The sequence below is a fragment of the Cupriavidus pampae genome, assembly GCF_914271485.1.
GTDB classification, from domain to species: Bacteria; Pseudomonadota; Gammaproteobacteria; order Burkholderiales; family Burkholderiaceae; genus Cupriavidus; species Cupriavidus pampae.
This window is the reverse complement of record NZ_CAJZAG010000001.1, coordinates 312,000-326,012: the sequence shown is the minus strand read 5'-3', so window position 1 is coordinate 326,012 and position 14,013 is coordinate 312,000. Positions and strand designations below refer to the sequence as shown.

Below are 14,013 nucleotides of genomic sequence, written 5' to 3'. Positions count from 1 at the left end.
ATGCGCGTCATGGGAGTCACGCTGGCCGCGACGGCCATCGTGGTTCTCACCGCGCTGACGTCCGCGCGCGCCGACACCGCTCTCGCCGCCATCGACTTTCACAGCGGCTTTCTGTACGGGGATGGCCCGCGCATCGACACCACGCGCTTTGCCTACGGCAATCCCGTGCAGGCCGGCATCCATCACCTCACGCTTTACGTCAATCAACAGCGGCTCGGGCGCGTGTCCGTACGCCTGGCGGTTGCCGATGCGCATGGGCCCACGATACAGGCCTGCTTCGACCGGGCGTTGTTGCAGCGACTGGGCGTCGATCTGTCGCGCCTGTCGTCCACCGCGGCCGCCACGCTCGCACACGCCGACGAGACCTGCCATCCGCTGCCGGCGCTGGTCGAAGGCGGCACGGCCTACTACGACATGAGCGACCTGCGCCTGGACGTCACCGTGCCGCAGGTCGCGCTCGCCAGACAGGCGCGGGGCCACCTCGACCCGTCATATTGGGACGATGGCGTTCCCGCCGCGATCCTCCGCTACGACGCCAGCGTCTATCGCGCGCGCATTGCCGATGCGGCGTCGAGTCCCTCTTCGTCCGTGCAGGCCTATGTCGGCCTCGATATGGGGCTCAACGCGGGCCCCTGGCGCCTGCGACATGTCGGCAACCTGAGTGGCAACCTGGGCGGCAGCCTCGCCAGCAGCTTGCCATACACGACCATGCAGACCTACGCGCAACGCGCCATCGTGCCGTTGCGCGCGCGCCTGACCATCGGCGACGGCTTTACCGACGGTACGTTGTTCGACAGTGTCGGCTATCGCGGCGTGCAGATCGCGAGCGACGATCGCATGGTCCCGGAATCGCAGCGCGGCTTTGCGCCGACCGTACGCGGCATCGCCAACACCAATGCGCGCGTACAAATCCGCCAGGGCGGCAATATCCTCTACGAGACCACGGTGGCGCCCGGCGCGTTCGAGGTCGACGACCTCTATGCCACGGGCTACGGCGGCGACCTCGACATCGTCGTGACCGAGGCCGATGGCAGCATCCGCTCGTGGCGCGTCCCGTTTGCATCGACGATCCGTGCGCTGCGCCCCGGGGTAACTCGCTTCTCCCTGAGTGCGGGCCAATATCGGAATCCTTCGCTCGACAGCACGCCGTGGGTCGTGCAGGCGATAGTGCAGCATGGCCTGAGCAACTTCGCCACCGTTTATGGCGGCGTGAGCGCCGCGCGAGACTATGCGGCGCTGGCGGGTGGCCTGGCGCTCAATAGCGAGTACGGCGCGCTCTCGTTCGATCTCGCGCAATCGTTTGCCAGTATTGCGCGCGGGCAGGCGCTCAACGGACAGCGCTGGCGTGCCACGTACAACCAGCGACTGACGCAGCCCGGCACGAATTTGTCACTGACGGCCTATCACCAGACTGGCAGCGGCTACCTCACGCTTGCGGAGGCCGTGGCACGCCGCGATGCCTCGCCGCACGGCATCGCGGCCGCCGCGTTGCCGCACAGCCGCGTGCAAGCCACCGTCCACCAACCGTTGTCACGCGGTTTCGGCACCTTCTATCTGTCGGGTTCGGTGCAAAGGTACCGGTACCGAAGTGGCACCGATGCCCAGTTCCAGATCGGCTACACCAACAGCTTTGGGCGTCTGAGCTACAGCTTGTCGGCCTCGCGGCAGTTCGACGTGACCCTGCGCAGATGGGACAGCCGCCTGATGCTCACGCTCGGCATTCCGCTGGGGCTCGGCGGCCACGCCCCCTACTCCAGCACCTCGCTGACTTACCAGCCGCACGGCGCCATGCTGGCACAGCAGAGCCTGAGTGGCGCCGCCGGCCGCGACGATGCGCTGGGGTACGGCATCACCGCGAGCTATCAAGCTGCCGCTGGCGATCAAGGCATGCGCGAGGCGCTCGGTGCCAGTGGCAACGTCACCTACGTCTCGTCCATGGCGACAATCAACGGCAACGCCAGCGCGTCTGCCTCGTATCGTCAGGTGGGGGGCGGTATCACCGGCGTGATCGTCGGCTATGGCGGCGGGCTGGCGGCATCGCCGGTGCACGGAGACACACTGGCGGTCGTGGAAGCCGACGACGCGGCCGGTGCGCGGCTTGCCAATGCAAGCGGCGCGCGGGTCGGACTATGGGGCCGCGCGGTGATCTCCAACCTGCAGCCGTTCGCCAGCAATGCGATCGAGCTCGATCCGTACGGATTGCCGTTGAGCGTGGAACTCAAGGAAGCACTGCACCACATCGCGCCAACCGCGGGGGCGGTGATCCCCGTACGTTTCGACATGGAACGAACGGGACCACCGGTGCTGATCCGCGGCCGTACCGCCGAGGATCGGCCACTGCCGTTTGGTGCCGACGTCATCGATGCGGCAGGCCGAAAACTCGGCGTGGTGGCGCAAGGCGGGCGCGCGCTGGTGCGCGGCCTCACGGCCGATACCGGCACGTTGACGGTGGCATGGGGTCCCGGCGCGCGCGAGCAATGCCGGCTCGACTACGTGGTAACGGATCCCGCCCAGAGTCAGGCTGCGCACGGCCGTCCGGCGAACGACCCGTCGGCGGAGCCGCCCACATCCTCGCTGCCGACGGGGGAAGGCCGCTGTACCTAGCGCGGCGCGGCCTCGTTATGCGCGGCCTGTGCTCCGGTCAGGCCACCTGCCGCGTCGCGTCCGCAGGCTCGTACCCACTGCGGTCCGCCGGAAAGATGATGCGGAACGTGCTGCCTCGGCCAAGCTCGCTGGTCACGCGCAGGTCCGCGTGATGGCGCGATAGCACGTGCTTGACGATGGCGAGCCCAAGGCCCGTGCCGCCGGTATCGCGGGAACGGCTGCGATCGACGCGATAGAAGCGCTCGGTCAACCGCGGAATATGTTCGGGCGCGATGCCGAGGCCGGTATCGCTGACCGAGAATACCGAATGGCCATCGGTGAACTTCAGGCGAATGGCAATGCGGCCACCGTCGGGCGTGTAGCGCACCGCGTTCGACACCAGGTTGCCGAGCGCCGACAGCAGCTCGAGCTCGGCGCCGCGCAGCACCACCCCATTGTCGATATCCACCTCGACGCGATGACGCTGCTGCGACAGGGCTTCGGCGTCATGCACCAGATGCGCGGCCAGGGCTGGCACGTTGATGTGGTCGAACGTCGGCGCCTGCGCATCGCTCTCGAGCTTGGCCAGCGCCAGCAGATCCTCGACGATGCGCTGCATGCGCATCGACTGCACCAGCATCATGTCGATATAGCGCTGCCGATCCTCCTCGGACACCGGCAGATCGCGCACCGTCTCCAGAAAACCGGTCAGCACGGTCAGCGGCGTCTTCAGCTCGTGCGAGACGTTAGCGACGAAATCGCGCCGCATGGCTTCGGTGTTTTCCACCTTGGTGATGTCCTGGGTCAGCACGAGCTTGCGGCTTTCGCCATAAGGAAGGATCTGCACCGCCGTCACGTTGCGCTTGTGTTCGCCCATGTCGCGCATGACCAGCGGCTCGTCATAACGTTCGCGCGTGAGGTAATGCACGAACTCGGGCCGGCGGATCAGGTGCGTGATGCGCTGGCGTACGTCGCGCCGCGCATTGAGCCCGAAATGCTGCTCGGCCACACCGTTGCACCATTCGATCTGATCCGCGTCGTCGAGCATCAGCACGCCATACGGCGACGCCTGAATCGCCTGGATGAAGCGCGTATGCTGCTGTTCCACCTGCAGCACCTGCGTGCGCCAGCGCTTGACCAGCCGGTGCAGGCGGTAATACACCTCACCCCAGATGCCCAGCGCGCTCGGAATCTCGCCATAGGCCGGCGCGTCGAGCACCTTCCACAGCCGGTTGATCTGGAACAGGTAGTAGCCCAGCAGCGCGAACAGCATCGCGCACAGGCCAAGCAACGCCGGCAAGGCACCAGCGAAGAGATAGATCCCCACCGCGATGACGGCAAGGCTGATCAGGGCGGCCGCGGATCGGGCCCAGATGATATTCATGCGGAGATGAGGGAATCGGACGGCTTCAGGCGGCGTTCAACATTCGCGCCGCGTTTGCGACGGAGTGTGCCATGGATTGAAACCCGGCGACATAAGGCGGATTCCCAAGGCGCCATCGCCGCCCGCTCGATGCATGATGCGATGGCGCCAGGTACTTCTCATTGATGCAACTCAATGACTCGGCGAGCGGGCCAGGCGATAACCGCTGCCCCGTACCGTTTCGATCATGTTGCTGTAGCCACCGGGCGTGAGCGCGGCGCGCAGGCGCTTGATATGGACATCGACGGTCCGCTCTTCCACGAATACATGGTCGCCCCACACCTGATCCAGCAACTGCGAACGGCTATGCACGCGCTCCGGATGCGTCATCAGGAAGTGCAGCAGCCGAAACTCGGTGGGACCGAGGTCGAGCTTGAGCGGGCCTTCGTTGTCCGAACCCGTCACGCGATGCGTGGCCGGATCCAGTCGCAGGCCATTGATGGCCACCACGTCGTCGGTCAGCTGCGGCGCGCGGCGGCGCAGCACCGCCTTGATGCGCGCCAGCAGTTCCTTCGGCGAGAACGGCTTGGTCACATAGTCGTCGGCGCCCGCTTCGAGCCCCATGACCTTGTCCTGCTCCTCGCTGCGCGCGGTGAGCATGATGATCGGAATCTGTTTGGTGCGATCGTTGGACCGCAACTCCTTGGCGAAGGTCGCACCCGACTTGCCCGGAAGCATCCAGTCCAGGAGCACGAGGTCGGGCAGCACGTCGCTCATCAGCGACAGCGCTTGCTCGGCGTTGTAGGCCCGGATTGGATAATGTCCCGCGTGCTGCAGGTTGACGGCGATCAGTTCCGCGATCGCCGGTTCGTCCTCGACAACGAGAATACTGCTTGGCATGTAATTTTTCTCCGCTTCGTCAGTCTCGTACCGCGTCAGCTCAACGCTTCCCGCTCCATGTCTTCGCGGGATGCGTGGCGAACGTCGGTACCCTTCACGATGTAGATGATGAACTCCGCGATATTCTTGGCATGGTCGCCGATCCGCTCCACCGCCTTGGCGATGAACAGGAAATCGAGCGCCACCGAGATCGTACGCGGATCCTCCATCATGTACGTAATGAGCTTGCGCACGAATGCACGGAATTCGTCGTCGATCGCCTTGTCATCCTTGACGATACGAGCCGCCGCCACGGTGTCCAGGCGCGCGAACGCGTCCAGTGCCTGGCGCAGCAGCGTGATCGCCATCTCTCCCGACAGCTTCACTTCGGAATAGTTGATGATGTGCGCGGCAGCGTCTTCCATGATGTGCTTGGTGCGCTTGGCAATCTTCTCCGCCTCGTCGCCCGCACGTTCGAGATTCGTGATGGTCTTGGAGATCGCCATCACCAGACGCAAATCGCGTGCGGTCGGCTGGCGGCGCGCGATGATGTTGCCGCAGTCCGCGTCGATCTCGACTTCGAGCGCGTTGAGCTGCTGTTCACGCGTGATCACGCGATCCGCCATTTCGCCGTCGAAGTCCGCCAGCGCGCGCATGGCCGATTCGATCTGCGACTCCACCAGCCCGCCCATCTGCAGCAGCTTGGTGTTGATGGCGTTGAGGTCGGCGTCGAACTGGGTCGACAGGTGCTTGTCAGTCATGGTGTTCTCCTGGCCGCTAATGCGTATGTTACGCGTTGCCTCGCAACGAATCCCGGACGACCGGGGGCTCAGCCGAAGCGGCCGGTAATGTAGTCTTCGGTTTCCTTGCGGTGCGGCTTGATGAAGATCTTCTCGGTCTCGCCGAACTCGATCAGCTCGCCCAGGTACATGTATGCGGTGTAGTCCGAGCAACGCGCGGCCTGCTGCATGTTGTGGGTCACGATCACCACCGTGTACTCATCCTTGAGCTCGGCGATCAGTTCCTCGATGCGGCCCGTCGAGATCGGGTCCAGCGCCGAGCACGGCTCGTCCAGCAGCAGCACTTCGGGGCGGATCGCAATACCGCGCGCGATGCACAGACGCTGCTGCTGACCGCCGGACAGGCCGTAGCCAGACTGGTGCAGCTTGTCCTTGGCCTCGTTCCACAGCGCGGCCTTCGAGAGTGCCCATTCCACGCGATCGTCCATCTCCGAGCGCGACAGCTTCTCGAACAGGCGCACACCGAACGCGATGTTGTCGTAGATCGACATCGGGAACGGCGTCGGCTTCTGGAACACCATGCCGACCTTCGCGCGCAGCAGCGAGATGTCCTGCTTGCTGGTCAGCAGGTTCTCGCCGTCCATGTTGATCTCGCCCTCGGCGCGTTGCTCCGGGTACAGCGCGAACATCTTGTTGAACGTACGCAGCAGCGTGGACTTGCCGCAGCCCGAGGGTCCGATGAACGCCGTGACCTTGCGGTCCGGAATCGACATGTTGACGTGCTTGAGCGCGTGGAACTGACCGTAGTAGAAGTTCAGGTCGCGGACGTCGATCTTGCTGCGGACGGTATCGGGAATATCGATGACAGTAGAGGTCATGCTCGTGTCTCGCTTGAATTCGATTATTTCTTGAACAGCATGCGCGCGATGATATTCAGCGCCAACACACCAACGGTAATCAGGAACACGCCGGCCCAGGCCAGCTGCTGCCATTCCGTGAACGGGCTCATCGCAAAGCGGAAGATCGTCACCGGCAGGTTGGCCATCGGCTTGTCGAGGTCCGAGGTCCAGAACTGATTGGAGAGCGCGGTGAACAGCAGCGGCGCGGTTTCGCCCGCGATCCGCGCCACCGCCAGCAGCACGCCGGTGATGATGCCCGCGTACGAGGACTTGACCGTGATCGACATCACCATCTTCCACTTCGGCGTACCGAGTGCCACCGCGGCTTCACGCAGCGCGTTCGGCACGAGGTTCAGCATGTTCTCGGTGGTGCGCACCACGATCGGGATCTGCAGCAGCGCCAGCGCGCAGATGCCGGCCCAGGCCGAGAAATGGCCCATGCGAACGACCACGATCGCGTACACGAACAGCCCGATCACGATCGACGGCGCCGACAACAGAATGTCGTTGATAAAGCGGATGACGCTGGCCAGCAGGTTCTTCTGGCCGTATTCCGCCAGATAGACACCAGCCAGGATGCCGAGCGGCGTGCCGATCAGCGTAGCCAGCCCCACCATCACGAAGCTGCCGAAGATCGCATTGGCCAGACCGCCACCGGCGGTGTTCGGCGCCGGCGTCATCTGCGTGAACAGATCCCACGACAGGCCACCGATGCCGAGCGAGACCGTGGTCCACAGGATCCACATCAGCCAGAACAGACCGAAACCCATTGCCGCCAGCGAAGCCGTCAGCGCATACATGTTCATGCGGCGGCGCGAACTTTGCAGGCGCGTGCGCACGACCTCGGAATCGGCGCGGACCGCCGGAATGGAAGAAGACGCCATGGCGTGACTCGCTTGGTTCATTTGCCCCCCTCGTTCTTGGCAAGACGCAGCAGCAGCACTTTGGAAAGGGCCAGCACCACGAACGTGATGAAGAACAGGATCAGGCCCAGTTCCATCAGCGCGGCGGTATGCAGGCCGGCACCAGCTTCGGCAAACTCGTTCGCGAGCGCCGAGGTAATGCTGTTGCCCGGCGCGAAGAGCGAAGGGCTGTCGAGCAGATTGGTATTGCCGATCACGAACGTGACGGCCATCGTTTCACCGAGCGCGCGGCCCAGGCCCAGCATCACGCCGCCGATCACGCCGGCACGGGTATAGGGCAGCACCACGCGCCACATCACTTCCCACGTCGTGCAGCCGATGCCGTACGCGGACTCCTTGAGCAGCACGGGGGTAACTTCAAACACATCGCGCATCACCGAGGCGATGTACGGGATGATCATGATCGCCAGGATCACGCCCGCGCACAGCAGGCCGATACCCAGCGGCGCGCCCTGGAACAGCTTGCCGATGACCGGCACCTGTCCGATCGTCGCGGACAGCGGCTTCTGGAAATACTCGCCGAAGATCGGCGCAAACACGAGCAGGCCCCACATGCCGTACACGATCGACGGCACTGCGGCGAGCAACTCGATGGCGGTACCGAGCGGTCGGCGCAGCCAGGCCGGCGACAACTCGGTGAGAAACAGGGCGATGCCGAAACTGACTGGCACAGCGATGATGAGTGCGATCAGCGAGGTCACGATCGTGCCGTAGATCGGCACCAGTGCACCGTACACGTCGGCGGGCGGATCCCACTCGGCATTCCACAGGAAGCCGATGCCGAACTGCTTGATCGAAGGCCACGCGCTGATGGCGAGCGAGACAATGATGCCGCCCAGCAGCAGCAGCGTCACGATGGCGGCGCCGCGGGTCAGGCCGCCGAACAGAATGTCGCCGGTGCGGCTTGGTGGCCGTACGGCCGGAAGATCGGACGAAGTCGCCATGGTGGATGTCAGGTTGCGTTGAAACCGAAGGAGCGATGAAACCCAGGTGGACCCTGGCCGGGCCGCGCGGATAAGCCGCAACGAAGGGACCGCAATACGAATGCGGCCCGGCCAGTGGGTAAGGCTTAGTACAGCGCCTTGCCCGAAGCGTCCTTCACGGACGTCTTCCACGTGTTGCGGATCTGGCTCACGACCGATTCCGGCAGCGGCACGTAGTCGAGGTCGGTCGCCATGGCGCCGCCACTCTTGTAGGCCCAGTCGAAGAACTTCAGCACTTCCGTACCTTGCGCCGGCTTATCCTGGCTCTTCTGCACCAGGATGAAGGTAGCGCCAGCGATCGGCCATGCGCCCTTGCCCGGCTGGTTGGTCAGGATCTGGTAGTACGTCTTGCTCCAGTCGGCACCAGCGGCGGCGGCGCGGAACGCGTCGTCGCTCGGCTGCACGGTTTCGCCGGCCGTGTTCTTCATGTTCAGGTGGGTCATCTTGTTCTGCTTGGCGTAGGCATACTCGACGTAGCCAATCGCGCCATTCAGACGCTGCACGAAAGCGGCAACGCCTTCGTTACCCTTGCCGCCCGTGCCGCCACCCGGCCAGTTCACGGTCGTGCCTTCGCCCACCGAGTTCTTCCAGTCGGCGCTGGCCTTGGCCAGGTAGTTCGTGAAGATGAAGGTCGTGCCCGAACCGTCGGCGCGACGCACCGGCAGGATGTCCTGAGCCGGCAGCTTGACCTTCGGGTTCAGCGAGGCGATCGCGGGATCGTCCCACTTCTTGATCTTGCCCAGATAGATGTTCGCCAGCACTTCGCCGGTGATCACCAGTTCGCCCGGCTTCACGCCTTGCAGGTTGATCACGGGCACCACGCCGCCGATCACGGTCGGGAACTGAACCAGACCTTGCTTGGCCAGTTCGTCGTCCTTCAGCGGGGCGTCCGATGCGCCGAAATCGACCGTCTTGGCGCCAATCTGCTTCAGGCCGCCCGACGAACCGATCGATTGATAGTTGACCTTGTTACCCGTTGCTTTTTGGTAGGCGTCTGCCCATTTGGAATACACGGGCGCCGGGAACGAGGCGCCTGCACCGGTAATTTCCGCCGCGAACGCAGTACCCGCCACTACCAACGAAACGATGCCTGCTACGGCAGTCTTGACCAGCTTCATATGTCCTCCAGAGAACATGGTTGGGGAATGACAAATTTTTGACAAGTCGAACTTTATGCGGTCTATATGACAGTTCCATGACATCCCGCAATGTTCTTCTTAAGTGGCTTCAAATGGCGGTTTGCGGGTTGCGGGCGCACTGGACGCAACCCCTCTGGCGGGTGACAAGCGACGGCGGTTAATTGAATATTGCCGCCATAAAAAAGGCCAGCGCGGGGCTGGCCTTCGGTGCGTGGCGCGGTGAAACGCGCCATGCGTAACTTACGGGTTTGAGCTCAGGATTGCAGCGCCTTTGCCAGTGTCTGGGCGGCCAGCTCGGCAGTTTCCACCTGTTCCGCTTCCACCATCACGCGCACCACGGGTTCCGTACCCGACGCGCGGATCAGCACGCGACCCCGCCCTTCCAGCTCCGGTTCCACCTGCGCGCGCGCAGCAGCCAGACCGGCGTGAGTCTTCCAGTCGAATCCCTTCTCCACGCGCACGTTGATCAGCGTCTGCGGGAACAGGCGCACGCCATCGAGCATTTGCGCCAGCGTCTTGCCGCTGCGACGCAGCGCGGCCAGCACCTGCAGCGCCGACACGATGCCGTCGCCGGTGGTGTGCCGGTCGAGGCAGAGCAGGTGCCCCGACCCTTCGCCGCCGAGCGTCCACTTGTTGCGGTTCAGTTCCTCGAGCACGTAGCGGTCGCCCACGTTCGCTCGCACGAACGACACGCCCAGCCGCTTGAGCGCGAGCTCCACGGCCATGTTCGTCATCAGCGTGCCCACCGCGCCCTCCACCGTCTGACCGGCGGCCTGGCGATCGCGCACGATCACGTACAGCAGTTCGTCACCGTTGTAGAGACGGCCCGAGGCATCGACCACCTGCAGGCGATCGGCATCGCCATCGAAGGCCAGACCCAGATCCGCGCCATGCGCCTTGACCGCTTCGACCAGCTTGTCCGGCGCGGTCGCGCCATAGCCGGCATTGATGTTGCGGCCATCGGGCTGGTTGCCGATCGACAGCACGTCCGCGCCGAGTTCATGGAACACGTGCGGCGCGATGTGGTACGCGGCGCCATGCGCGCAGTCGACCACGATCTTCAGACCGTGCAGATCCTGTTCGTACGGGAACGTGCTCTTGCAGAATTCGATGTAGCGGCCGGCGGCATCGTCGATACGCCGCGCGCGCCCCAGATCGTCCGAGCGCACGCAGTTCATCGGCTCTTCGAGCGCGGCCTCGATCTGCGACTCGACCGCATCGGGCAGCTTGTCGCCATTCGACGAGAAGAACTTGATGCCGTTGTCGTAGTACGGATTGTGGCTCGCGGAGATGACCACACCCGCGGCCAGACGCAGCGCGCGCGTCAGGTAGGCCACGCCCGGTGTGGGCAGCGGGCCGGTCAGCAGCACATTGACGCCGGCCGAGGTAAAGCCGGCCTCGAGCGCGGCCTCGAGCATGTAGCCCGAGATCCGCGTGTCCTTGCCGATCAGTACCGTCGGCTTGCCCTGCGAGGTCTTCTGGCTCAGCGCCAGCACCTTGCCCGCGGCATAGCCGAGGCGCATCACGAAATCCGGCGTGATCGGCGATTCGCCGACCCTGCCCCGTACTCCATCGGTCCCGAAATATTTGCGTGTCATGTGTTCTCGTTCTCCCATTGCCACCGAGCGGCGGCAATCGATTCGTGGCGGATCGCCCACCAGGTCTTCAGGGCGTCCACCGTTTGTTCTACGTCGTGCACGCGCACGATAAAGGCACCGCGCTCCGCGGCGCAGACCGCGGCCGCCAGGCTCGCGGCCACGCGCTGTATCGGCGGCTTGCCCCCGATGATCGCACCGAGCGTCGACTTGCGCGACAACCCCGCCAGAATCGGCAGGTCATCGATCGCGAGCCGCGACATCTGCGCGAGCAGACGGAGATTATGATCCGGTGTCTTGCCAAAGCCAAAGCCCGGATCCAGCGAGATGCGCTCCTCGCTCACGCCCGCCGTACGCAGGGTTGACACCCGTTCCCGCAGGAAGTCGGCCACCTCCCCCACCACGTCCGAGTAATGCGGGTCCTCCTGCATCGTCTGCGGGTCGCGCTGCATGTGCATGACGCACAACCCGGCATCGCCTGCCGCCACGGCCTCCACCGCGCCGGGCATGCGAAAACCCCAGATATCGTTGATCAGATCGGCTCCGCCCGCCAGCGCCGCGCGCATGACCTCGGGCTTGTACGTGTCGATCGACAACGGCCTGCCGCAGTCGCGCAGCGCCTCGACGATTGGCATCACGCGCGCGAGCTCTTCGTCGAGCGGCAGCGCCGCGGAACCGGGCCGGCTCGATTCGCCGCCGATGTCGATGATATCGACGCCCTCCGCGATCATCTGCTCCGCGTGCCGCAGCGCCGCGTCGCGCGAGGCATGGCGGCCGCCGTCGGAGAACGAGTCCGGCGTGACATTGAGAATGCCCATGACTAGCGGGCGATGGTCACGAGCGAAGCGATAGCGCCCGCACTGGAAAACGGAAGTGCTCATCGGCGGGAGATTACCAAAAGAAAAAGCCGGTGCGCAAAGGCACCGGCTTTTTTTGTCCTCGCGAGGGGCGTTAGGCCGTCGCGGGCGCGTTGGTCGGCGGGGTCACCGGCGAACCGCCCGAAGGCGTATTGCCACCACCATTCTGACCCGACACACCACGCGGCGGGCGCGGCGGCTTGCCAGCCATGATGTCGTTGACCTGATCCGCGTCAATCGTTTCCCACTCCATCAGCGCGTTGGTCATCGCTTCGACCTTGTCGCGATTCTCTTCGAGCAGGCGCTTGGCCAGCGCGTATTGCTCGTCGATGATGCGGCGGATCTCGCTATCGACCTTCACCTGCGTGGCTTCCGACACGGTCTTCGAAGACAGCTTGCCGAACATGCCGTCCTGCTCGGTATCGACGTAGACCATCGCGCCGAGCGAGTCGCTCATACCGAAACGGGTCACCATATCGCGAGCGATCTTGGTGGCACGCTCGAAGTCGTTGGACGCTCCCGTGCTCATGGCATGGAGGAAGACTTCCTCTGCCGCACGGCCGCCGAAGAGAATGGCAATCTCGTCCAGCATGTTGTCCTTGTACTTCGAATACTTGTCGTGCTCCGGCAGTTGCCAGGTTACGCCCAGTGCCCAGCCGCGCGGCATGATGGTGACCTTGTGGACCGGATCGGCCTTCGGCAGCAGCTTCGCCACCACCGCGTGACCGGACTCGTGGTAAGCCGTCGCCTTGCGCTCTTCTTCGCGCATGACCGTCGACTTGCGCTCCGGGCCCATGTAGATCTTGTCCTTGGCGTCCTCGAAGTCCTGCATATCCACCACGCGCTTGTTACGGCGTGCGGCAAACAGCGCGGCTTCGTTGACCAGATTCGCGAGGTCGGCGCCGGAGAAGCCAGGCGAGCCACGCGCGATCACCGATGCGTCCACGTCGTTGCCGATCGGCACCTTGCGCATATGGACCTTCAGGATCTGCTCGCGGCCACGGATATCCGGCAGACCGACGTAGACCTGGCGGTCGAAACGGCCCGGACGCAGCAGCGCCTTGTCCAGAACGTCCGAACGGTTGGTCGCGGCAATCACGATCACGCCCGAGTTGGCCTCGAAGCCGTCCATCTCGACCAGCATCTGGTTCAGCGTCTGTTCGCGCTCGTCGTTACCGCCGCCCATGCCGGCGCCACGATGACGGCCAACCGCGTCGATTTCGTCGATGAACACGATGCAGGGGGCCTGCTTCTTGGCGTTCTCGAACATGTCGCGCACGCGGGCCGCGCCCACGCCGACGAACATTTCAACGAAGTCCGAACCGGAGATGCTGAAGAACGGCACCTTGGCTTCGCCGGCGATGGCGCGTGCCAGCAGCGTCTTGCCGGTACCCGGAGGGCCCACCAGCAGTACGCCGCGCGGAATGCGTCCGCCCAGCTTCTGGAATTTCTGAGGATCTTTCAGGAAGTCGACCAGCTCGACCACTTCTTCCTTGGCTTCGTCGCAACCGGCGACGTCCTGGAAGGTGACCGCGTTCTGGTTCTCGTCGATCAGTCGCGCTCGCGACTTGCCGAACGAGAAGGCACCGCCCTTACCGCCGCCCTGCATCTGCCGCATCATGTAGAACCAGAACACGATGATCAGCAGGGTTGGTCCGAGGTAGTAGAGCGCCTGAACCAGGACGTTCGGCTCGTCGTCGGCCTTGCCGGTAACCTGTACGCCGTACTTCATCAGGTCGCCGACCATCCAGATGTCGCCCGGCGAGATGATCGTGTACTTGGCGCCTTCCTTCGGTGAGACCACCAGGTTCCGGCCCTGCACGTCGACGCGGCTCACCTTGCCATTCTTCGCGTCATCCATGAACTGCGAATAGGTGACGCCGTCCTGGGCGCGAGGTTTGTCGAACTGCTTGAAGACGGTGAACAATACCAGCGCGATCACGAGCCAGATTGCCGCCTTTTGAAACAGGTTGTTATTCAAGGCCGAACTCCTTTGCAAATGCCTTGCCAACGGGATGGCTGCATTGCATTGTAATGCAGCGCCCGTTCCTG

11 protein-coding genes are annotated in these 14,013 nt (G+C 64.1%); 1 reads left to right on the top strand and 10 read right to left on the bottom strand.

Annotation, left to right across the window (positions count from 1 at the left end; genetic code table 11):
• Positions 1–2,604: a fimbria/pilus outer membrane usher protein gene (locus LDO41_RS01575; RefSeq protein ID WP_223980990.1), complete on the top strand. Its 2,604-nt coding sequence runs from the start codon at positions 1–3 to the stop codon at positions 2,602–2,604.
• 37 nt (positions 2,605–2,641) lie between these two features.
• Here LDO41_RS01575 and phoR read toward each other — a convergent pair whose 3' ends face one another.
• From phoR to ftsH, 10 genes are all read right to left on the bottom strand, one after another.
• The gene (phoR, locus tag LDO41_RS01570) at positions 2,642–3,967 is read right to left on the bottom strand and encodes a phosphate regulon sensor histidine kinase PhoR (RefSeq protein ID WP_223980987.1); all 1,326 of its coding nucleotides are present in this window, start codon (positions 3,965–3,967) and stop codon (positions 2,642–2,644) included.
• A gap of 171 nt (positions 3,968–4,138) precedes the next feature.
• Positions 4,139–4,846, bottom strand: a complete 708-nt coding sequence (gene phoB, locus LDO41_RS01565) for a phosphate regulon transcriptional regulator PhoB (protein ID WP_223980984.1) — start codon at positions 4,844–4,846, stop codon at positions 4,139–4,141.
• A gap of 35 nt (positions 4,847–4,881) precedes the next feature.
• Complete coding sequence (phoU, locus tag LDO41_RS01560; RefSeq protein WP_223980981.1) at positions 4,882–5,586, bottom strand: phosphate signaling complex protein PhoU; 705 nt, start codon at positions 5,584–5,586, stop codon at positions 4,882–4,884.
• A gap of 68 nt (positions 5,587–5,654) precedes the next feature.
• Complete coding sequence (gene pstB, locus LDO41_RS01555) at positions 5,655–6,443, bottom strand: phosphate ABC transporter ATP-binding protein PstB (RefSeq protein WP_223980978.1); 789 nt, start codon at positions 6,441–6,443, stop codon at positions 5,655–5,657.
• Positions 6,444–6,466: 23 nt separating this feature from the next.
• Complete coding sequence (gene pstA / locus LDO41_RS01550) at positions 6,467–7,369, bottom strand: phosphate ABC transporter permease PstA (protein ID WP_223980976.1); 903 nt, start codon at positions 7,367–7,369, stop codon at positions 6,467–6,469.
• Complete coding sequence (pstC, locus tag LDO41_RS01545; protein WP_223980974.1) at positions 7,366–8,331, bottom strand: phosphate ABC transporter permease PstC; 966 nt, start codon at positions 8,329–8,331, stop codon at positions 7,366–7,368. Before pstC ends, pstA begins: the two co-directional genes overlap by 4 nt.
• 125 nt (positions 8,332–8,456) lie before the next feature.
• On the bottom strand, positions 8,457–9,488 hold the full coding sequence (gene pstS, locus LDO41_RS01540) for a phosphate ABC transporter substrate-binding protein PstS (protein WP_223980972.1): 1,032 nt from the start codon (positions 9,486–9,488) through the stop codon (positions 8,457–8,459).
• 275 nt (positions 9,489–9,763) lie between these two features.
• Positions 9,764–11,107 (bottom strand): phosphoglucosamine mutase, encoded by a 1,344-nt coding sequence (glmM, locus tag LDO41_RS01535; protein ID WP_223980970.1) that lies wholly within the window; start codon positions 11,105–11,107, stop codon positions 9,764–9,766.
• On the bottom strand, positions 11,104–11,985 hold the full coding sequence (gene folP, locus LDO41_RS01530) for a dihydropteroate synthase (protein ID WP_223980968.1): 882 nt from the start codon (positions 11,983–11,985) through the stop codon (positions 11,104–11,106). Before folP ends, glmM begins: the two co-directional genes overlap by 4 nt.
• Before the next feature lie 70 nt (positions 11,986–12,055).
• On the bottom strand, positions 12,056–13,942 hold the full coding sequence (ftsH, locus tag LDO41_RS01525; RefSeq protein WP_223980966.1) for an ATP-dependent zinc metalloprotease FtsH: 1,887 nt from the start codon (positions 13,940–13,942) through the stop codon (positions 12,056–12,058).
• Positions 13,943–14,013 lie beyond the last annotated feature (71 nt).